The 18387-nt window shown below is 75.1% G+C and carries 20 protein-coding genes and 1 pseudogene; 10 read left to right on the forward strand and 11 right to left on the reverse strand.

What is annotated here, in order from left to right:
- Positions 1-23: 23 nt before the first annotated feature.
- Positions 24-395: a GntR family transcriptional regulator gene (locus V6D49_RS23750; RefSeq protein WP_340562747.1), complete on the forward strand. Its 372-nt coding sequence runs from the start codon at positions 24-26 to the stop codon at positions 393-395.
- Positions 396-423: 28 nt separating this feature from the next.
- On the opposite strand, the gene V6D49_RS23755 is transcribed toward V6D49_RS23750, so the two are convergent.
- Together V6D49_RS23755 and V6D49_RS23760 are read right to left on the reverse strand one after the other, a co-directional pair.
- Positions 424-1479, reverse strand: coding sequence for a DUF5925 domain-containing protein (locus V6D49_RS23755; RefSeq protein ID WP_445330660.1), 1056 nt, complete (start codon positions 1477-1479; stop codon positions 424-426).
- 218 nt (positions 1480-1697) lie between these two features.
- Positions 1698-2162, reverse strand: coding sequence for a hypothetical protein (locus V6D49_RS23760; protein WP_340562750.1), 465 nt, complete (start codon positions 2160-2162; stop codon positions 1698-1700).
- 325 nt (positions 2163-2487) lie between these two features.
- Here V6D49_RS23760 and V6D49_RS23765 point away from each other — a divergent pair, with 325 nt between their 5' ends.
- The gene (locus V6D49_RS23765; protein WP_340562753.1) at positions 2488-2751 is read left to right on the forward strand and encodes a hypothetical protein; all 264 of its coding nucleotides are present in this window, start codon (positions 2488-2490) and stop codon (positions 2749-2751) included.
- Between the two features lie 107 nt (positions 2752-2858).
- On the opposite strand, the gene V6D49_RS23770 is transcribed toward V6D49_RS23765, so the two are convergent.
- Both V6D49_RS23770 and hmgA read right to left on the reverse strand, forming a co-directional pair.
- Positions 2859-3626, reverse strand: coding sequence for a GntR family transcriptional regulator (locus V6D49_RS23770; protein WP_340562756.1), 768 nt, complete (start codon positions 3624-3626; stop codon positions 2859-2861).
- A gap of 29 nt (positions 3627-3655) precedes the next feature.
- Entirely contained in the window at positions 3656-5002 is a 1347-nt protein-coding gene (gene hmgA / locus V6D49_RS23775; protein ID WP_340562758.1) for a homogentisate 1,2-dioxygenase, read from the reverse strand.
- 205 nt (positions 5003-5207) lie between these two features.
- Here hmgA and V6D49_RS23780 point away from each other — a divergent pair, with 205 nt between their 5' ends.
- A complete protein-coding gene (locus tag V6D49_RS23780; protein ID WP_340562759.1) occupies positions 5208-6620 on the forward strand; it encodes an aldehyde dehydrogenase family protein in 1413 nt (470 codons plus the stop codon).
- 59 nt (positions 6621-6679) lie between these two features.
- Entirely contained in the window at positions 6680-7762 is a 1083-nt protein-coding gene (locus tag V6D49_RS23785) for a zinc-binding dehydrogenase (RefSeq protein ID WP_340562761.1), read from the forward strand.
- Positions 7763-7842: 80 nt separating this feature from the next.
- On the opposite strand, the gene V6D49_RS23790 is transcribed toward V6D49_RS23785, so the two are convergent.
- A complete protein-coding gene (locus V6D49_RS23790) occupies positions 7843-8271 on the reverse strand; it encodes a VOC family protein (RefSeq protein WP_340562764.1) in 429 nt (142 codons plus the stop codon).
- 9 nt (positions 8272-8280) lie between these two features.
- Positions 8281-8961 carry a TetR/AcrR family transcriptional regulator gene (locus tag V6D49_RS23795; RefSeq protein WP_340562767.1) on the reverse strand — a complete coding sequence of 227 codons (681 nt, stop codon included), beginning with the start codon at positions 8959-8961 and terminating at the stop codon, positions 8281-8283.
- Between the two features lie 92 nt (positions 8962-9053).
- Here V6D49_RS23795 and V6D49_RS23800 point away from each other — a divergent pair, with 92 nt between their 5' ends.
- Both V6D49_RS23800 and V6D49_RS23805 read left to right on the forward strand, forming a co-directional pair.
- Positions 9054-10211 carry an acyl-CoA dehydrogenase family protein gene (locus V6D49_RS23800; protein ID WP_340562770.1) on the forward strand — a complete coding sequence of 386 codons (1158 nt, stop codon included), beginning with the start codon at positions 9054-9056 and terminating at the stop codon, positions 10209-10211.
- Between the two features lie 81 nt (positions 10212-10292).
- Complete coding sequence (locus V6D49_RS23805; protein WP_340562772.1) at positions 10293-10934, forward strand: TetR/AcrR family transcriptional regulator; 642 nt, start codon at positions 10293-10295, stop codon at positions 10932-10934.
- Positions 10935-10958: 24 nt separating this feature from the next.
- On the opposite strand, the gene V6D49_RS23810 is transcribed toward V6D49_RS23805, so the two are convergent.
- Positions 10959-11420, reverse strand: a complete 462-nt coding sequence (locus V6D49_RS23810; protein WP_340562775.1) for a MaoC family dehydratase — start codon at positions 11418-11420, stop codon at positions 10959-10961.
- Between the two features lie 137 nt (positions 11421-11557).
- A pseudogene (locus V6D49_RS23815) lies at positions 11558-11995 on the reverse strand (hypothetical protein); the annotation flags it as partial.
- A gap of 243 nt (positions 11996-12238) precedes the next feature.
- On the opposite strand from V6D49_RS23815, the gene V6D49_RS23820 reads away from it, so the two are divergent.
- The 3 genes from V6D49_RS23820 to V6D49_RS23830 all read left to right on the forward strand — a co-directional run bounded on the left by V6D49_RS23820 (position 12239) and on the right by V6D49_RS23830 (position 15165).
- A complete protein-coding gene (locus tag V6D49_RS23820) occupies positions 12239-13006 on the forward strand; it encodes an SDR family oxidoreductase (protein WP_340562778.1) in 768 nt (255 codons plus the stop codon).
- Positions 13003-13593 (forward strand): TetR/AcrR family transcriptional regulator, encoded by a 591-nt coding sequence (locus V6D49_RS23825; protein WP_340562780.1) that lies wholly within the window; start codon positions 13003-13005, stop codon positions 13591-13593. Before V6D49_RS23820 ends, V6D49_RS23825 begins: the two co-directional genes overlap by 4 nt.
- Positions 13594-13659: 66 nt before the next feature.
- Entirely contained in the window at positions 13660-15165 is a 1506-nt protein-coding gene (locus V6D49_RS23830) for a bifunctional phosphatase PAP2/diacylglycerol kinase family protein (RefSeq protein WP_340562782.1), read from the forward strand.
- A gap of 19 nt (positions 15166-15184) precedes the next feature.
- Here V6D49_RS23830 and V6D49_RS23835 read toward each other — a convergent pair whose 3' ends face one another.
- Genes V6D49_RS23835 through V6D49_RS23845 form a run of 3 tightly spaced genes read right to left on the reverse strand, consistent with a single transcriptional unit; the run spans position 15185 to position 16376 of the window.
- Positions 15185-15658 (reverse strand): gluconokinase, encoded by a 474-nt coding sequence (locus V6D49_RS23835; protein ID WP_340564253.1) that lies wholly within the window; start codon positions 15656-15658, stop codon positions 15185-15187.
- A 17-nt stretch (positions 15659-15675) separates the two neighbouring features.
- The gene (locus V6D49_RS23840; protein WP_340562785.1) at positions 15676-15960 is read right to left on the reverse strand and encodes a DUF202 domain-containing protein; all 285 of its coding nucleotides are present in this window, start codon (positions 15958-15960) and stop codon (positions 15676-15678) included.
- Positions 15961-16010: 50 nt separating this feature from the next.
- Positions 16011-16376, reverse strand: coding sequence for a YidH family protein (locus tag V6D49_RS23845; protein ID WP_340564256.1), 366 nt, complete (start codon positions 16374-16376; stop codon positions 16011-16013).
- 234 nt (positions 16377-16610) lie between these two features.
- On the opposite strand from V6D49_RS23845, the gene V6D49_RS23850 reads away from it, so the two are divergent.
- Positions 16611-18266: an FAD-binding dehydrogenase gene (locus tag V6D49_RS23850; protein ID WP_340562787.1), complete on the forward strand. Its 1656-nt coding sequence runs from the start codon at positions 16611-16613 to the stop codon at positions 18264-18266.
- Positions 18267-18387 lie beyond the last annotated feature (121 nt).

The following is an 18387-nucleotide window of genomic DNA, read 5'->3' on the forward strand; positions in this document are numbered from 1 at the left end:
CCCCAGCCCGCAGGAGAGCACCCTTGGCGCTGCACCTCACCATCGACCCGACGTCGGCCACCGCCCCCTACGAGCAACTGCGCGGCCAGATCGCCGAGCAGGCCCGCTCGGGCCGGCTCCCGGTCGGCCACCGGCTGCCCACGGTGCGCGGACTCGCCGCCGAACTCGGCCTCGCGGCCAACACGGTGGCCAAGGCGTACCGCACGCTGGAGGCCGACGGCGTGATCGAGACGCGCGGCCGGGCCGGCACCTTCGTCGCGGCGGCCGGGGACGCCGCGTCCCGGGCCGCCGCCGAGGCCGCCCAGAGCTACGCGCGCCACGTGCGGCGTCTCGGCCTGGACCACGAAGCGGCCCTCACCACCGCCCGCGAAGCCCTCCGCGCCGTCTACGACTGAGCGCCCCCGTCCGCCACCGGCGGGGCACTCACAGGTACAGGCCCTCGGGGGTGGGGGTGGTCTGGACGGGGACGCCGGCCGGCGCGGAGCCGCGCCGCAGGGCGTAGAGCTCGGCGAGCGTGGCGCCGTCCGGGCCGACGCCCTCCCCGGTGCCCAGCCATCCCACCGCCTCGGCCCGGGTCAGCGGGCCCACCTCGACGCGGGCCAGGCAGCGGCCGGGGCGCACGACGGCGGGGTGCAGCCGTTCCAGGTCCTCGTTGGTGGTGATGCCGACGAGCACGTTGCGGCCCTGGCCCAGCAGACCGTCCGTCAGGTTCAGTAGCCGGGACAGCGCCTGGCCCGCCGCGTGCTTGGCCTCCCCGCGGATCAGCTCGTCGCAGTCCTCCAGGAGCAGCAGCCGCCAGCGGCCGGTGCCGCCCTCTCCGTCGTCCTCCCCGATGGCGATGTCCATGAGGTAGCCGATGTCGTTGAACAGCCGCTCCGGGTCCAGGACGCAGTCCACCTGGCACCATTCCCGCCAGGAGCGTGCCAGCGTGCGCAGGGCGGACGTCTTGCCGGTGCCCGGCGGGCCGTGCAGGAGGAGCAGCCGACCGCTGATGTCGTCCGGGGTGAGCTTCATGAGGCCGCCCAGCGCGTCGGCGACCGGTGCGGTGTAGTTGTCCCGCACCTCGTCCCAGGACGCGGCCGCGATCTGCCGCGTGGTGCGGATCGCGCCGCGCAGGGGTGAGACGTACCAGAACCCCATGGGGACGTCGGCCGGTTGCGGCTCCGGCTCGTCGGCGGCGTCCTCCAGCGCCTGGCCGAGCCGCTCGTCGGCCAGCTCCTGGCTCACCGCCGTGACGGTGACGTCCGCCCGGCGCGGCCACCGGGAGACCAGGGCGGTCCAGCCGTCGCCCTCGGCGAGCGTGCAACGGCGGTCGCCCTCGCGCGAGTCGCGCAGCACCCGGGCGCCGGGCGGCAGCAGGGTGCTGGTCCGCTTGGTGCGTTCCAGGGACCGGCCCCGGGCGAAGGGCTGCGCCCCGGTGACGAACCGGCTCAGGAACAGGGCGTCGATGACGTCGGCCGGCGAGTCGGCGTCGTCCATGGTCAGGCGGATGGGCAGGCCGTCCTCGGGCGGCGTGGCGGCGGGGAGGGAGGCCACCGGCGGCAGGTCGGGCGCCGGGTGGGCTTCGGTGGCTTCGCTGCTGCTGGGCTCCTGGGGCGCGTTGGGCATGCGGCCCATGATCGGGCACGGCGCGGCACGACGCACCCGTGTTTCCCGGGTCGTTTCCGCGCCGGGTACCGGGGCGGGTGGGGCCGTGGTCAGCCCGCGTGCGGTGGTTCCGGGGCGGGCGGAACGGCCGGAGCGGACGCCGCGCGACGCGGGCGGGTGGACAGGACGGTGGCGACCAGGCCCGCGCCGCTCAGCATGGCGATCGCGGTCACGCCGCCCCGTGCCGACCAGCCGTCCAGGGCCAGCAGCCCCTGCGCGACCAGGAGGTTGACGGCGATCGAGCCGGTGAGCGCCACCGCCGCCCGGCTCAGCGGGTCCAGAACGCGCAGGGCGAGGGCGAGCGCCGCGCCGGGCGCGGCCAGCAGGAAGAAGAAGGTGAGCGGGGCCCGCAGCGGTGCGCCGACGTCGAACAGGACGAGCACGGCTCCCGTCGCGGCGACGGACAGCCCGACCGGGAGTTCGGCGGGCAGGGCGCGCAGCCGTCGGCCCGGCGGACCGGGCAGGGCCGCGGGGGTCGGCCCGCCCGGTGAGGAGTGGTGCGAGGTGGTGTACATAACGGCTTCGCCCCCCGAAGCGCCGGATGTCAGGCTGCACAATCTGGCCTCGTCCGAAGGCCCCGTCAAGGGCGCCCGGTCAGCGGCGACGGGCGGACGGGGCGCGGTCTGCGGGCGCACCGGTGCCCGCCCCCGGCGCGTGGGGTCGTGCGCGGGGCGCGCAGTGGCGCCGGGCGCGTGCGACACGAGGCCGCGACATGTGAAAGGCTTCGCCAACGCCCCTGCGGGGCAGGTGTGTCCTATGACCGGGATACCCGCCGGTCCATCGCGGGCGATAGGCTTGGGCCTGCCCGGGCCGGGTGCCGTCGTACGGGTGGGGAGTGTCATGGAGCAGATAACAGTGCGCAGCAGAGCGCGGATTCCCGCGATCAACTGCCGTACGGGCGCGACCGCTTCGCGTCTGGACCGGCATCTGAGTGTCATCGGCGGTCCGGCCGTGCCGCAGGGCCAGGCCGAGGAGGCCATGTCGCTGATGCGGGAGTTGACCACGCAGGACGCCGCCCGCAGCCGTACGAGCCGTGGCGGGCGTGTCTCGCTGTTCGCGCCGCTGCGTCGGCTGCGCCGCACCCTCTTCGGCGGCCGGGGCTGAGCGGGCCCCGGCCCCGCGTCGGCGTTGCCGCGCTCCCCGGCACCCGTCGGCACCCACCGCTGCCCCGGCACGGCACTCCCGCCTGACCGTTCCCACCCCCGCCCCGGTCAGGCCTCGGTGTCGTCGCCGAGGTTCTCCACCGTGACGGAGAAGGAGAAGCGGTCCCCGCGGTAGTGGATGCGTGCCACGTCGACGACCCGTCCCTCCTCGTCGAACGTCACGCCCGTGTAGTGCAGGATCGGGCTGAGCAGCGGGACGTCCAGCAGCCGGGCCGTCTCCGGGTCGGCGAGCCGGGCCTCCACCGTGTCCGTGATGCGGCTGATCCGCACCCCCACCTCGTCGCGCAGCAGTTTCGTCATCGGCATGCGGCGCAGGGCGTCCGGCTCGACGCGGGCGGCGACGTCCGGGCGCAGCAGGTTCTCCGCCCAGTTCGTCGCCTCGCCGCTGGTGCGGTCGCGGCGCAGCCGCCGGTAGGCGACGGCCTCGGTGTGGCCGGGGAAGAACTCCGCCAGCTCCGCCGGTACCGGGGCCGGACCGTGGCCCAGCAGCGTGGTGTCCTCGCCGGACTGCTGGGCCACGATGGCGTCCACGGAGCCCAGCAGCCGCACGGGACGGCCCCGGCGGGCGTCCGGCTCGATGAACGTGCCGCGCCGCCGGTGCCGGGTGATCAGCCCCTCCGTCTCCAGCTCCTTGAGCGCCTGCCGCATGGTGAGGACGCTGACGCCGTAGTGCTCGGCCAGCGCCTCCTCCGTCGGCAGCCGCAGGGGGGCCTTCGGCGGGCGGCCGAGTATCGAGGCCCGCAGCGACTGCGAGACCTGGTACCACAGCGGCAGCTTGCGGTTGAGCTCCACGGAGTCAGGAGCGAAGAGGGTCACCGTGCCTCCCGGTCGCTCAGGACCGAGCGTCAGTTGTGGAAGTGTCGCTCAAGACCCTGCCACACTTCGTCGTAGTCGTGCTGCCGGTGTCCGGCCGCCATGGCCTGCTCCGTCGCGATCACCGGCCACCGGGTCTCGAACATGAACGCCAGGCCGTCGTCGATCTTCTGCGGCTTCAGTTCGGCCGCGCTCGCGCGGTCGAACGTCTCCCGGTCCGGGCCGTGGGCCGACATCATGTTGTGCAGCGAGCCGCCGCCCGGCACGAAGCCCTCCGCCTTCGCGTCGTAGGCGCCCTCGATCAGGCCCATGTACTCGCTCATCACGTTGCGGTGGAAGTAGGGCGGCCGGAAGGTGTCCTCGCCCACCAGCCAGCGCGGGGCGAAGACGACGAAGTCGACGCCCGCCAGCCCCGGGGTGTCCGAGGGGGAGGTCAGCACCGTGAAGATGGACGGGTCGGGGTGGTCGTAGCTGATGGAGCCGATCACGTTGAAGCGGCGCAGGTCGTAGACGTAGGGGACGAGGTTGCCGTGCCAGGCGACGACGTCGAGCGGCGAGTGGTCGTACGTGGCGGCCCACAGGTGCCCGCAGAACTTGTTGACGACCTCGACCGGCCGGTCGGCGTCGTCGTAGGCGGCGGTGGGGGCGAGGAAGTCCCGCGCGTTGGCGAGGCCGTTCGCCCCGATCGGCCCGAGGTCGGGCAGGGTGAACGGCTGCCCGTAGTTCTCGCAGACGTAGCCGCCCGCGTGGGCGCCCAGCAGCTCCACCCGGAACCGCACCCCGCGCGGGATCAGCGCGCAGTGGCCCGGCTCGGCGCGCAGCACGCCGAACTCGGTGTGCAGCAGCAGGCCGCCGTCCTGCGGGACGATCAGCAGCTCGCCGTCGGCGTCGCTGAAGACGCGGTCCGTCATGGAGGCGGTCGCCGAGTACAGGTGCACGGCCATGCCGCTGCGCTGGGTCACGTCGCCGTTGCCGCCGACCGTCCACAGGCCGTCGAGGAAGTCGGTGCCGGCCGGGGCCTTGGGCGGCGCGCCCCAGCGCAGCCGGTTGGGGTCGGGCACCTCGGTGAAGGGCGCCGTGCGCAGGGCCGGGTTCGTGCGGCCCCCCTCCAGCCGCACGAACCCGGGGTGGGCGGCCGAGGGCCGGATGCGATAGAGCCACGAGCGCCGGTTGTGCGCCCGGGGCTCGGTGAACGCCGTGCCGCTCAGCTGCTCGGCGTAGAGGCCGAGCGGGGCGCGCTGGGGTGCGTTGCGCCCGATGGGCAACGCGCCGGGCACGGCCTCGCTGCTGTGCTCGTTGCCGAAGCCGGAAAGGTAGGTGATGCCGTCCGGTCCGGCCGCCTGCCCGGTGGTCGTCCGGGCCTGGTCCCCGCTGCTCATGTCGCTCTCACTCCCGCCGCGCCTATTCCTATGCGACATCATAGGAATCCCGGCGGCATAAGCAACACCCGTGGGGCTGTTCGGGGCGGGGTGCCGGCCGGTGCGGGTTGCCGGCCTCCGGGGGCGGGCAGGAGGGTCGCGGGGTGAGCCACGGCACTCCGTGGCGTGGCTGACACGCGTAACCTAGCGGCGTTAGGTTGGCTTCATGGCACATGACGCTCACTACATCGGCGGCGCCTGGCGAGAGGCCGGCGGCGACGCGATCGAGGTCCGCAACCCGGCCACGGAGGAGGTCGTCGGCCGCGTTCCGGCGGGCCGCGCGGAGGACGTGGACGCGGCCGTCCGCGCCGCCCGCGACGCGCTGCCGGGTTGGGCGGCCACCCCGCCCGCCGATCGCGCCGCCCGGATCGCCGTCCTCGCCGAGGTGCTGAAGGCCCGCCGCGAGGAGATCGCCGCGACCGTCACCGCCGAGCTCGGCGCACCCCTCTCCTTCTCCCGCGCGGTCCACGCCGACCTGCCCGCCGCCGTGGCCGGGTCCTACGCCACCCTCGCCGCCGAGTACGCCTTCGAGGAACGCGTCGGCAACTCGACGGTCCACCAGGAGCCGATCGGCGTCGTCGGGGCCATCACGCCCTGGAACTACCCGCTGCACCAGATCGTCGCCAAGGCCGCGCCCGCGTTCGCCGCCGGGTGCACGGTCGTGCTCAAGCCGGCCGAGAACACCCCGCTGGTGGCCCAGCTCTTCGCCGAAGCCGTGCACGAGGCGGGCCTCCCGGCCGGGGTGTTCAACCTCGTCACCGGCTACGGCCCCGAGGCGGGGGAAGCGCTCGCGGAGCACGCGGGCGTGGACCTGATCTCGTTCACCGGCTCCACCGCCGTCGGCCGTCGGATCGGCGCCACCGCCGGAGCGGCCCTCAAGCCCGTCGCCCTGGAGCTGGGCGGCAAGTCGGCCAACGTCGTCCTCCCCGGCGCGGACCTGGCGAAGGCCGTGAAGGTGGGGGTCGCCAACGTCATGGCCAACTCCGGCCAGACGTGCAGCGCCTGGACGCGCCTGCTCGTCGACGCCGAGCACTACGAGGAGGCCGTCGAACTCGCCGCGCGGGCCGTCGCCCGGTACGTCCCCGGCGACCCGGTCGACGAGGAGACCCGCCTCGGGCCGCTGGTCAGCGCCCCGCAGCGGGACCGCGTGACGGGCTACATCGAGCAGGGGATCGCCGAGGGCGCCCGACTCGTCGCCGGAGGACCGGGTGCCCCCGAGGACCGGCCGCGCGGCTGGTACGTCCGGCCCACCGTCTTCGCCGACGTCACCCCGGAGATGACCATCGCCCAAGAGGAGATCTTCGGGCCCGTCCTGAGCATCCTGAAGTACGACGGCGTCGAGGACGCCGTCCGCGTCGCCAACGACACCGTCTACGGCCTGGCCGGCGCGGTCTGGGCGGCGGACGACGCCGAGGCCGCCGCGTTCGCCCGCCGCATGGACACCGGGCAGGTCGACATCAACGGCGGCCGGTTCAACCCGCTGGCCCCCTTCGGCGGGTACAAGCACTCCGGGATCGGCCGGGAGCTGGGCCGGCACGGACTGGCCGAGTACCTCCAGACGAAGTCCCTCCAGTTCTAGCGCCCTCCCGTCCCAGCCCCTCCCGTCCGCCGTATGAGAAACCGAAGGAGCCGCACGCCGTGGTCCGTGCCGTCGTCCTGCCCGCCGTGGGCGCCCCGCTGGAGATCGCCGAGATCGACCTGCCCGCCCCCGGGCCGGGTCGGGTGCGCGTCGCCCTGGCGGCGGCCGGGGTGTGCCATTCCGACCTGTCCCTGTCCAACGGCACCCTGCGCCAGCCCGTCCCCGCCGTGCTGGGGCACGAGGGTGCCGGGACGGTGACCGCCGTGGGGGAGGGCGTCACCGCCGTCGCCCCCGGGGACCGGGTGATCCTCAACTGGGCGCCCTCCTGCGGCCGGTGCCGTTTCTGCGCGGAGCTGCGCGAGCCGTGGCTGTGCCCGCACGCCAACGCGGCCACCACCGTCCCCTACGCCCGCGACGCCGCCGGGGGCGACCTCTACCCCGGGCTCAGCACGGCCGCCTTCGCGGAGGAGACCGTCGTGGCCGAGCGGGCCGTCCTGCCGCTGCCCGCCGGGGTGCCCCTGACGGACGCGGCGCTGCTCGGCTGCGCCGTGCTGACCGGGTACGGAGCCGTCCACCACAGCGCCCGGGTCGCGCCGGGGGAGTCGGTGGCCGTCTTCGGCGTGGGCGGGGTCGGTCTCGCGGCCCTCCAGTCCGCACGGATCGCGGGGGCGGACCGGATCGTCGCGGTGGACGTCTCACCCGGGAAGGAGGAGCTGGCCCGCGCCGCCGGGGCGACCGACTTCCTCCTGGCCACCGAGGCCACCGCCAAGGAGATCCGCTCCCTCACCGGCGGCGACGGGGTCGACGTGGCCGTCGAGTGCGTCGGCCGCGCGGAGACCATCCGCGCCGCGTGGTCCTCCACCCGGCGCGGTGGCCGCACGACGGTCGTCGGCATCGGCGGCAAGCAGGAGCAGGTCTCCTTCTCGCCGCTGGAGATCTTCCACTTCGCCCGGACGCTCTCGGGCTGCGTCTTCGGCAACAGCGAACCGGCGAGGGACGTCCCGGTCCTGGCCGAACACGTTCACGCGGGACGGCTGGACCTCGGCTCGCTGGTGACCGACCGGATCGGGCTCGCCGACGTCCCCGACGCCTTCTCCGCCATGCTGGCCGGGCGCGGCGCGCGCGCCCTCGTCGTCTTCTGACGGGCCCCGGCGGTGGGCGCGCCCACCGCCGGGCCCACCACCGTTCGGTCGGGTCAGCCGGGTGAGCCGCGTCGGCCGCGTCAGTCGAGGCAGAACTCGTTGCCCTCGATGTCCCGCATCACGATGCACGCGTCGTGGCCGTCGTACAGGAGCCGTTCCCGGACCGCACCGAGCGGGAGCAGCCGGGCGCACTCGGCTTCGAGTGCGGCGAGGCGCTTCTCGCCGACGAGCCCGGTACCGGCCCGTACGTCGATGTGCAGCCGGTTCTTGGCGGTCTTGCCCTCGGGCACCCGCTGGAAGTAGAGGCGCGGTCCCGCGCCCGAGGGGTCGACGCAGGCGCACGAGGCGTTCCGGTCCTCGGCGGCCTGGGCGCGGTTGAACTCCTCCCACGTGGCGAACCCCGTCGGCGGCGGCGGGACGACGTACCCCAGCACCTCGCACCAGAAGCGGGCGAGCCGCTCGGGTTCCGCGCAGTCGAAGGTGACTTGGAACTGCTTGGTCGATGGCATCGGCGCACCCTAGCAAGGGGGCGCGTGCCGCCGGGTGTCGGTCGTGCGGCGGCCGGTGGCCGAGCGGTAGCGCAGGGCCAGACCGTCGAGGAGGGCGCGCAGTCCCGTCTCGAACGCGCCGTCGTCCACCTGCTGCTGGTGCTCGGCCAGCAGGTGGGCCTGGTCCAGGTGCGGGTAGTCCCGGGCGTAGAGGGCGGCGTCGTCCACGAAGCCCCGGGCGAAGGAGCCGAGGGCCGAACCGGCGACGAAGTACCGCATCAGCGCCCCGATGTGGGTGGCGTGCGCGCGCGGCCAGCCGGCCGCCGTCATGGCGCCGAACACCGCGTCGGCCATGCGCAGCTGGCTCGGCCGCCGTCCGGGCCCCTGGGCGAGGAACGGGACGATGTTCGGGTGCGCCGCGAGGGCCGCCCGGTAGGAGCGCGCCCAGGCGTCCAGGGCGGCGCGCCACTCGGTCCCGTCCTCGAACATCGACAGGTCGACATCGGCGCAGACCCGGTCGGCCACGGCGTCCAGGATGCCGTCCTTGGTGCGGAAGTGGTGGTAGAGCGAGGGCCCGCTCACGCCGAGTTCGGCGGCGAGCCGCCGGGTGGAGACGGCGTCCAGTCCCTCGCCGTCGACGAGGGACAGGGCCGTCTCGACGATCCGGTCACGGCTGAGGAGGGGCTTGCGGGGGCGGGCCATGGCGCCCATATTAGAGCCGCCCGACCAAAACCTATCGGTGATAGATTTACGGCGCCGCGACGCCGTAGGGCGTCACCGCCGGAAGACAGCGAGGTACCGCCGTGGATCTGGAGCTCTCCGAGGAGCAGCGCGCCGTCCGCACGCTGGCCAAGGACTTCGTGGACCGTGAGATCGCGCCGCACGCCGCCGCCTGGGACCGGGCGGAGAGCATCGACCGGGGCATCGTCCGCCGCCTGGGCGACCTCGGCTTCCTGGGGCTCACGATCCCCGAGGAGTACGGCGGCTGCGAGGGCGACCACCTGGCGTACTGCCTGGTGACCGAGGAACTCGGCCGTGGCGACTCCGCCGTGCGCGGGGTGCTGTCCGTCTCCCTCGGCCTCGTCGCCAAGACCATCGCCGCCTGGGGGAGCGAGGAGCAGAAGCACCGGTGGCTGCCCGGCCTCACCTCGGGCGAGGCGCTGGGCTGCTTCGGGCTGACGGAGCCGGGCACCGGCTCGGACGCGGGCAGCCTCACCACCCGTGCCCGGCGGGCCCCGGCGGGCGGCGACTGGACCGTCGACGGCGGCAAGACGTTCATCACCAACGGAACCTGGGCCGACGTCGTCCTCCTCTTCGCGCGCACCGGTGACGAACCGGGGCACCGGGGCGTCACCGCCTTCCTGGTCCCCGCCGACGCCCCGGGGCTGACCCGGCGGGAGATCCACGGCAAGCTCGGGCTGCGTGGCCAGGCCACCGCCGAACTGGTCCTCGACGGCGTCCGGGTGCCGGACTCGGCCCGTCTCGGGCCCGTCGGCAAGGGGTTCTCGGTCGCCATGTCCGCGCTCGCGAAGGGTCGGATGTCCGTGGCCGCCGGCTGCGTCGGCATCGCCCAGGCCGCGCTGGACGCCGCCGTCGACTACGCGGGCGGCCGCGAGCAGTTCGGCCGGACCATCGCCCACCACCAGCTCGTGCAGGAGCTGATCTCCGACATCGCCGTGGACGTCGACGCCGCCCGGCTGCTCACCTGGCGCGTCGCCGACCTCATCGACCGGGAGCGGCCCTTCGCGACGGAGTCCTCGGTCGCCAAGCTCTACGCCTCCGAGGCCGCCGTGCGCGCGGCCAACAACGCGGTGCAGGTCTTCGGCGGCTACGGCTTCATCGACGAGTTCCCCGTCGGCAAACTGCTGCGGGACGCCCGCGTCATGACCCTGTACGAGGGCACCAGTCAGATCCAGAAGCTCGTGATCGGCCGGGCCCTGACCGGTGTCTCCGCCTTCTGACCGGCCCGCCCGCGGCCTGAGCAGCCGCTCAGCCGCCGATGTATGGTGTTCGCCCGGTCGAGAGAAGCGGGGCGAAACCAGATGGCACAGGAGGCCAGCGCGGGGGCACGGGCCCGGGGCGACGCCCGAGAGGACTCCTGGGGCTCGGTCGCGCCCGAGGCGGCGCGCAGGTTGCTCGTGGCGGCCGTCGACGCCTTCGCCGAGCGCGGCTTCCACGCCACCACCACCCGCGACATCGCGGGCCGCGCGGGCATGAGCCCCGCCGCCCTCTACATCCATTTCCGGACGAAGGAAGAACTGCTCTTCCAGATCAGCCGGGTCGGCCACGAGCGGTCCGTCCGGCTGCTGACCGAGGCCGCGGCCGGGCCCGGCAGCCACGCCGACCGGCTCGGCGCGGCGGTGCGCACGTTCGTGCGCTGGCACGCCGAGCACCACACCACGGCCCGGGTGGTGCAGTACGAGCTGTCCGCGCTCGGCGAGGAGCACTACACGGAGATCGTCGGCCTGCGCCGCCGTTCGGAGGAGGTCATGCGCGCGCTGCTGGCCGACGGCGCGGCGGCGGGGGAGTTCGACGTCGTCGACGCCCGGGGCACCGCCCTCGCGGTGCTGTCCCTGTGTGTGGACGTGGCCCGCTGGTTCACGCCCGGCGGACGCCGCACGCCGGACGAGATCGGCGCCTTCTACGCCGATCTGGCCCTGCGCATGGTGGGCGTCCGCGGCTGACGTGCCCCGGAGCCCGTCGACTCCTCAGGTGTAGTACCGGACGACCGTCTCCGCGACGCAGACGGGCTTGTCGCCGCCCTCCCGCTCGACGGTCACCTGGACCGTGCACTGCACGCCGTCGCCCGCCTCGCGGACGTCGGCGATCCGCGCGGCGGCCCGCACCCGTGAGTCGACGGGGACGGGCGCGGGGAACCGCACCTTGTTCACCCCGTAGTTGACGCCCATGCGCACGCCCTCGACGCGCAGCACCTGCGGCACGAGCACCGGCAGCAGCGACAGCGTCAGGTAGCCGTGCGCGATCGTCGTACCGAACGGCCCCTCGGCCGCCTTCTCCGGGTCGACGTGGATCCACTGGTGGTCGCCCGTGGCCTCGGCGAACAGGTCGATGCGCTTCTGGTCGACCTCCAGCCAGTCGCTGGGGCCGAGCTCGGCGCCGACCGCCTCCCGCAGCTCCGTCACCGATGCGAAGACCCGGGGTTCCGCCATGTCGCACTGCCTCTCTCGCGGTCGTGGGATGGGCGCACGCCGGGGCACGCCCTAAGCGCTTGCTCAGGATGCGTGCGGGGCGTGCCCGTGTCAACGGCCCGGTGACGTCACCCGGCGGCCAGGGCCGGCGCCCGGGCACCGCCTCCCGCCTCGCTCTCCATGGCGGCGATCAGACCGCGCAGGACGACCGCGAGGCGGACGCGCGGGACGTTCGCCGGATCGTCGAAGCGCAGCAGCGCCCGGCCGCCCCAGGTGCGGCTGTGCCAGTCGTCCAGCGCCGTCGGCTGCCGGATGCCCAGGTGCTTCTGCGCGCGCCTGCGGCGGGCGGACTCCCGTTCGTAGGAGAGCCACAGCGCGCGGGCCTCCTCGAGCTCCTCCAGCGCCGCGACCAGCCGTCCGGCCTCCGGTGACCGGTCGTCGGGGTCGACGCCGGCCCGGGCGCACAGGTGCAGCCAGGTCGCGCGGTGTCCGTAGGGGGCGAATCGTTCGAGACATTTGCGCAGGGCCTGCCGTCGCTGGGACGGCGCGCGAGCCGGGTCGCGGACCTGTGCGGCGAGTGCTCTGAAGCCGGCCAAGGTATCCCACCTCCGTCTGCAGGGACCTGACCACCGAGTGGCTGCGGATGGGACGTGCCACACACGCAATCGGCTCCCGTCTACCCCCGGCCGCTCGCCGCACGCGTGCCCGGTGGCCGGGGAGGGCTCCCGCGACGGGGGTTCCGCCCGGTCATACCGACTGGTTAGTCTGTCGCTTCCCGGTGCGCGTCCCGCGTCACCGGGCCAGGCCCACGCGGGAGCCCCGAGGGGAAGGACGCGCGCATGACCGACACACGGCGGACGACGGTGGTGGTGACCGGGGCGGGCGGCGGCATCGGCGAGGCCCTCGCCCGCAGCTACGCCGAACGCGGCGCCCGCGTACTCGTCAACGACCTGGACGCGCGTCGCGCCGAGGCGGTGGCCGCCGACATCGGCGGCACCCCGCTGCCCGGTGACGCCTCCGCGATCGTGCCCGAGGCGCTGGAGCTGCTCGACGGCCGGATCGACGTGTTCTGCGCCAACGCCGGCGTCGCGCCCGGCGGGGGGCCCGAAGCACCCGACGAGGTGTGGGACGCGGCCTGGGACGTCAACGTGATGGCGCACGTGCGGGCCGCGCGCGCCCTCGTGCCGCACTGGCTGGAGCGGAGCGGCGGCCGGTTCGTGGCGACCGTCTCGGCGGCCGGGCTGCTCACCATGGTCGGCTCCGCGCCCTACAGCGTCACCAAGCACGCGGCGCTCGCGTTCGCCGAGTGGCTGTCGGTCACCTACCGGCACCGGGGCATCGAGGTGCACGCGCTGTGCCCGCAGGGCGTGCGCACCGACATGCTGCGCGCGGCCGGGCCCGCCGGGGACCTGCTCCTGGCGCCCACCGCCATCGAGCCGCACGCGGTGGCCGAGGCGCTGCACGAGGCCGTCGCCGAGGGCCGCTTCCTCGTCCTGCCGCACCCCGAGGTCGCCGGGTACGCCACCGCCCGCGTCACCGACCCGGACGGCTGGCTCGGCGGGATGAACGCCGTCCAGCGCAAGCTGGAGAAGGGGGCCCGCACATGACGGACGCCGCACCGGCCCCGGCACCCGTGCCGCAGCGGCTGCTCGCCACGGCCACCCGCCTCTTCGCCGAGCAGGGCTACGACCGCACCTCCGTGCAGGAGATCGTGGAGGGGGCGGGCGTCACCAAGGGGGCGATGTACCACTACTTCGGCTCCAAGGACGACCTCCTCCACGAGATCTACGCCCGGCTGCTGCGCCTCCAGCAGGAGCGGCTCGACCAGGTGGCGGCGGGCGACGCGCCCGTGGCGGAACGGCTGCGCGCCGCCGCGGCCGACGTCGTCGTGACCAGTATCGAGAACCTCGACGACGCCGCCATCTTCTTCCGGTCCATGCACCAGCTCAGCCCCGAGAAGCAGAAGCAGGTCAGGGCCGAGCGGCGGCGCTACCACGAGCGGTTCCGGGCCCTGGTGGAGGAGGGCCAGCGCGCGGGCGTGTTCTGCCGCGACACCTCCGCCGAGCTGGTCGTCGACTACCACTTCGGCTCCGTCCACCACCTCTCCGCCTGGTACCGCGCCGACGGCAGGCTCACCCCGCAGCAGGTGGCCGACCAGCTCGCCGACCTCCTCATGCGCGCCCTGCGCCCCTGAGCGCGCCCCACGCCCCGTGCGAAACGTCCAGGTGAGGCGCGGCCGGGACGGGGTAGACGCCCGCGTATGCCTGGACGACTGCGCACCTGGGACCACGCGCTCTTCGCCGCCGTGGCCGACCGCCACTGGCCCGGCGCCGAACGCGCCCTGCCCGGGCTGAGCCACACCGCCGACCGCAGCCGCCTGTGGCTCGGACTGGCCGCCACCATGGCGTTCTCCGGCCTCGGCGGCGTGAAGGCCCGCCGGGCCGCCGTACGGGGCGTCGCCTCACTCGCCGTGGCCTCCGCCACCGTGAACACGATCGCGAAGGGGGCGGTGCGGCGGCGGCGTCCGATACTCGACGCGGTCCCGGCGATCCGGCACCTGAAGGCGCAGCCGGTCACCACCTCCTTCCCCTCGGGCCATGCCGCCTCCGCCGCCGCGTTCGCCACCGGGGTCGCCCTGGAGTCCCGCGGCTGGGGCGCGCTGGTCGCGCCGCTGGCCGCGTCCGTCGCGTTCTCCCGCGTGTACACCGGCGTCCACTATCCGAGCGACGTCCTGGCCGGGGCGGCGATCGGGGCGGGGGCGGCCGTTCTCGTCCGCCGGCTGCTCACCCCGCGCCCGCCGGCGCCGCCGTCCCAGCCGCTGGTGACCGCGCCCGCGCTGCCCGCCGGCCGGGGGCTGTGCGTCGTGGCCAACCCGGGCTCCGGGACGGCGGAGACGCTGCACGAACTGCGCACCGAAATCCCCGAGGCCGCCTTCACCGTCTGGAGCCCGGACTCGGGCCCCCTCACCGACGCCCTGGAGGAGGCCGCCGCCCGCGCGGCCGAGGAGGGCGGCGCGCTCGGCGTCCTCGGCGGGGACGGGACGGTCGGCGCCGCCGCGCCCGTGGCCCTGCGGCACGACGTGCCGCTGGCCGTGCTGCCCGGCGGCACCTTCAACCACCTCGCCCTCGACCTCGGCATCCACCGACCCGCCGACGTGCTGCGCGCGCTGGAGAGCGGGGACGCCATCGCCGTCGACGTGGCCCGCTTCGTCCCCGGCCCCGACGCCGAGCGGCACGGCGGGGTGGGGCACTTCGTCAACACCTTCAGCCTCGGTGCCTACGGGGAGCTGGTGGAGGTGCGGGAGCGGTGGAGCGGCCGCGTCGGCTCCTGGCCCGCCTCGCTGCTGGCGGCCTTCACGGTGCTGCGGCACGCCCGCCCGGTGGAGCTGACCATCAACGGGCGACGCCGCTCGGTGTGGCTGCTGTTCGCGGGCAACTGCGCGTACTCCGCCCTCGGCGGCACCGCCGCGCGACGCTCCAACCTCGCCGACGGCCAGCTGGAGGTGCACGTCGTCCACGGCGGGCGCTGGGCGCGGGTGCGGCTGCTGTCCGCCGCCGCCACCGGACTGCTGCACCGCTCGCCCGTCCACGCCGCCGCCCGGGTGGCGGCCGTCCGGCTCACCGGCATCCGGCCCGGCACGGTCTGCGCCTTCGACGGCGAGACGGCCCCCGCGCCGCCGGAGCTCCTGCTCGACAAGGAGGAGCGGCGGCTGACCGTCTACCGCCCGCTGCCCGTGTGGCTGACGGGCCTGGACCCGTCCTGGTGACGCCGCCGGGCGCGGCGGCTCAGCCCGGCAGGGCGGCCAGCGCCCCCTCCACGGTCTCCTCCGGGGTGCCGCCGATGTCGACGGCCGCGCCCGGCTCGTCGTCGTGCAGCGGTTCCAGGGCGTCGAACTGCGAGCGCAGCAGCGACGGGGGCATGAAGTGGCCGCGCCGCTCGCCGAGCCGCCGCGCCACGAGCTCGGGGGAGCCGTCCAGGTGCAGGAAGAACACGCCCGGCGCGGCCGAGCGCAGCCGGTCGCGGTAGCGCCGCTTGAGCGCCGAGCACGTCACGACGCCCCCCGCGCCGCCCTGCCCGGCGAGCCAGTCGGCGATGGCGTCCAGCCAGGGCGCCCGGTCCTCGTCCGTCAGCGGGGTGCCGGCGGCCATCTTGGCCACGTTGCCCGGCGGGTGGAAGTCGTCGGCCTCCGCGTAGGGGACGGTCAGCCGCTCGGCCAGCCGCGTGCCCACCGTCGTCTTGCCCGAACCCGACACACCCATGACCACGACCAGAGCCGTCACCGGAGCATCACCACTCCCACCGTTGCGAGGACCACCGTGCAACCCGCCACCGCCGAGGCGGCCAGCGGGCTCAGCGGTGCCGGCCGGGCGCCGCTCAGCCCGCCGGACCTGCGGTGCGCGAGCCCGGCGAGCAGCAGGCCGGTCGCCAGCACCACCGCCACCGCACCGTACCCGTCCGCACCGGAACCCTCCGTCACGGCCTGCCGGACGAGCAGGACGCACGCCACGGCGCAGGCCAGCGTCGTCCGCCGCCAGGCCAGCCGCGTCCGCTCCGGCTGCACGCCGGGATCGCGTGGGCCGGGACCCGGCGGGCCGGGTCGGGGCGGGCCGCTCACCGGCCGCCGTTCACGACCACGGCGACGGCCACCACCACGGCGGCCAGCGCCGTGCCGACGCCGAGGAAGGCGGGGAACCGCGACGCCGGAAGGTCCTCCCCGCGCCGCATGGCCAGCTCGCAGCGCACCCAGTGGTGCACGGCCCGCACCGCGCACAGGGCGCCGCCCACCAGCAGGACGACGGCGGCGCCCGTCCGCATGCCGGGCCCGAGCCGGGTGAGGAACTGGTCGGCCGCGATTCCGCCGGCCACCAGGGCCAGCCCTGTCCGCACCCAGGCGAGGAACGTCCGCTCGTTGGCCAGGGAGAACCGGTAGTCGGGCGTCGTGCCCTCCGCGCGCACCCGGCGCGGGTCGAACCACATGCGCACCGCTCGCCACGTTCCTCCGCTCACCCCGCGAGCGTATCCCCGGTGGACGCGTGCGGCGGGGACGGTACCCGGCGGAGGCGCCTACACGGCGCGACCGGCGGTCCGCTTGCCGCCGGGCCACAAGCCGGGCCGCCCGCCACGGGCCCCCGTTGTGGCCCGGCGCAGCCTGCGCACCGCAGGCCGCCGCGATGGTTGACGACGCCATCTACCCACGGGTAGTCCTGCGGCATGACGTACGACGCGGACGTGATCGTGATCGGGGCCGGGCTGGCCGGGCTGGCCGCGACGGCCGAGCTGGCCGACGCCGGGCGCCGGGTGATCCTCCTCGACCAGGAGCCCGAGCAGTCGCTCGGCGGCCAGGCGCACTGGTCCTTCGGCGGGCTGTTCCTCGTGGACTCCCCCGAGCAGCGCCGGCTGCGCATCCGCGACAGCCGCGCACTGGCCTGGCAGGACTGGCTGGGCACGGCCGGCTTCGACCGCCCCGAGGACCACTGGCCGCGCCGCTGGGCCGAGGCCTACGTCGACTTCGCCGCCGGGGAGAAGCGGGCCTGGCTGCGCGCCCAGGGCGTGCGCCTGTTCCCCGTCGTCGGCTGGGCCGAACGCGGCGGCTACGACGCCACCGGGCACGGCAACTCCGTCCCCCGCTTCCACATCACCTGGGGCACCGGCCCCGGCCTGGTCGAACCCTTCGAGCGGCGGGTCCGCGAGGGCGCCGCACGCGGGCTGGTCGACCTGCGCTTCCGGCACCGCGTGACGGGGCTGGCCCGCTCGGCCGGGGCCGTGGACACCGTGACCGGGGAGGTCCTGGTGCCCAGCGACGCCGCACGCGGCACCGCCAGCAGCCGCGCGGTGGTGGGCACCTTCGAGCTGCGCGCCCAGGCCGTCGTCGTCACCTCCGGCGGCATCGGCGGCGACCACGACCTCGTCCGCGCCAACTGGCCCGCCCGGCTCGGCACGCCGCCGCGTCGGCTGCTCTCCGGCGTGCCCGCCCACGTCGACGGCGCCATGCTCGGCGTCACCGAGGCGGCCGGCGGACGCGTCGTCAACCGGGACCGCATGTGGCACTACACCGAGGGCATCGAGAACTGGGACCCGATCTGGGCACGGCACGGCATCCGCATCCTGCCCGGCCCCTCCAGCCTCTGGCTCGACGCCACCGGGCGGCGCCTGCCGGTGCCCCTCTTCCCCGGCTTCGACACCCTCGGCACGCTCGAACACATCATGCGGACCGGGCACGAGTACACCTGGTTCGTGCTGACCCGGAAGATCATCGAGAAGGAGTTCGCCCTCTCCGGCTCCGAGCAGAACCCCGACCTGACGGGTCGCAGCATCCGGGACGTGCTCGGCCGCGCCCGGTCCGGCGCGCCGGGCCCGGTGCGCGCCTTCATGGAGCACGGGCCGGACTTCGTCGTCGAACGCGACCTGGACGCCCTCGTGCGCGGCATGAACGCCCTCACCGGGGACGGCCTCCTCGACGCGGACCGGCTGCGCGGCGAGATCCTCGCCCGGGACCGGGAGGTCGCCAACCCCTTCAGTAAGGACCTCCAGGTCACCGCGGTGCGCGGGGCGCGCGCCTACCTCGGCGACAAGCTCATCCGGGTGGCGTCCCCGCACCGGCTCCTGGACCCCAAGGCCGGGCCGCTCATCGCCGTCCGGCTCAACATCCTCACCCGCAAGACCCTCGGCGGGCTGGAGACGGACCTGTCCTCCCGGGTGCTCACCGACGGCGGCGAGCCGCTGCCCGGCGTCTACGCGGCGGGCGAGGCGGCGGGGTTCGGCGGGGGCGGCGTCCACGGGTACCGCTCCCTGGAGGGCACCTTCCTCGGCGGCTGCCTCTTCTCGGGCCGAACGGCCGGCCGGGCGGCGGCCCGCGCCGTGGGCTGAGGGCCCGCCGGTGCCCCTGGCTCGCCCGACTCCCCGTCGGGCAGGGGGAGACGGCCCAGCACCGGGCGCAGCACCGACAGAACTGCCGCAACCGGACACCCTCCGCACAGGGTCGGTCGCA

The organism is Streptomyces sp. GSL17-111, from assembly GCF_037911585.1.
In the GTDB taxonomy this organism is placed as follows: domain Bacteria; phylum Actinomycetota; class Actinomycetes; order Streptomycetales; family Streptomycetaceae; genus Streptomyces.

Bases quoted from the DNA above. Each gene is read 5' to 3' on its own strand.
- V6D49_RS23760 (WP_340562750.1), bottom strand. From the start codon at position 2,162: ATGTACACCACCTCGCACCACTCCTCACCGGGCGGGCCGACCCCCGCG.
- V6D49_RS23805 (WP_340562772.1), top strand. From the start codon at position 10,293: ATGGCACAGGAGGCCAGCGCGGGGGCACGGGCCCGGGGCGACGCCCGA.
- V6D49_RS23795 (WP_340562767.1), bottom strand. From the start codon at position 8,961: ATGGGCGCCATGGCCCGCCCCCGCAAGCCCCTCCTCAGCCGTGACCGG.
- V6D49_RS23790 (WP_340562764.1), bottom strand. From the start codon at position 8,271: ATGCCATCGACCAAGCAGTTCCAAGTCACCTTCGACTGCGCGGAACCC.
- V6D49_RS23755 (WP_445330660.1), bottom strand. From the start codon at position 1,479: ATGGACGACGCCGACTCGCCGGCCGACGTCATCGACGCCCTGTTCCTG.
- V6D49_RS23835 (WP_340564253.1), bottom strand. From the start codon at position 15,658: ATGGGTGTGTCGGGTTCGGGCAAGACGACGGTGGGCACGCGGCTGGCC.
- V6D49_RS23780 (WP_340562759.1), top strand. From the start codon at position 5,208: ATGGCACATGACGCTCACTACATCGGCGGCGCCTGGCGAGAGGCCGGC.
- V6D49_RS23845 (WP_340564256.1), bottom strand. From the start codon at position 16,376: ATGTGGTTCGACCCGCGCCGGGTGCGCGCGGAGGGCACGACGCCCGAC.
- hmgA (WP_340562758.1), bottom strand. From the start codon at position 5,002: ATGAGCAGCGGGGACCAGGCCCGGACGACCACCGGGCAGGCGGCCGGA.
- V6D49_RS23810 (WP_340562775.1), bottom strand. From the start codon at position 11,420: ATGGCGGAACCCCGGGTCTTCGCATCGGTGACGGAGCTGCGGGAGGCG.
- V6D49_RS23825 (WP_340562780.1), top strand. From the start codon at position 13,003: ATGACGGACGCCGCACCGGCCCCGGCACCCGTGCCGCAGCGGCTGCTC.
- V6D49_RS23850 (WP_340562787.1), top strand. From the start codon at position 16,611: ATGACGTACGACGCGGACGTGATCGTGATCGGGGCCGGGCTGGCCGGG.
- V6D49_RS23820 (WP_340562778.1), top strand. From the start codon at position 12,239: ATGACCGACACACGGCGGACGACGGTGGTGGTGACCGGGGCGGGCGGC.
- V6D49_RS23830 (WP_340562782.1), top strand. From the start codon at position 13,660: ATGCCTGGACGACTGCGCACCTGGGACCACGCGCTCTTCGCCGCCGTG.
- V6D49_RS23765 (WP_340562753.1), top strand. From the start codon at position 2,488: ATGGAGCAGATAACAGTGCGCAGCAGAGCGCGGATTCCCGCGATCAAC.